This window comes from Vibrio viridaestus, assembly GCF_003856525.1.
Taxonomy (GTDB): domain Bacteria; phylum Pseudomonadota; class Gammaproteobacteria; order Enterobacterales; family Vibrionaceae; genus Vibrio; species Vibrio viridaestus.
In genome coordinates this window covers 1-353 of sequence record NZ_RJVQ01000182.1, presented here as the reverse complement: position 1 = coordinate 353, position 353 = coordinate 1, and the positions used below count along the sequence as shown (strand labels likewise).

Here is a 353-nt window from a genome sequence, read left to right as displayed (position 1 = left end):
TCAAAAGCTTTTGATAAGGTTAACCACTTGTGTCTTATCAACAAGCTCAAACGACTAGGTATCAAACCACCCCTAATCGATTGGCTTACTTCATACCTAAAAAATCGACACTTTAAGGTTAGGGTTAATTTCACTTTATCTCAGGCTATGGAATGTCCTAGTGGGGTCCCCCAGGGCTCAGTACTAGGGCCTCTTCTCTTCTTGATCTACATAAATGATCTTCCTCAACAGGTAACGTCAGACTTATTACTTTTTGCCGACGACGTGAAACTTTGGAGACAGATACGCACGTGTCACCATTCCTGCCATAGAACTGAACGCAGCAAGCTGCTCTATTCTACTCATAACCCGTT

General features: G+C 42.8%; 1 protein-coding gene. It reads left to right on the top strand.

Annotation, left to right across the window (positions count from 1 at the left end; all coding sequences use genetic code 11):
- On the top strand, nt 1-353 hold a 353-nt coding region (locus EES38_RS23410), incomplete at both ends, for a reverse transcriptase domain-containing protein (RefSeq protein WP_208020515.1).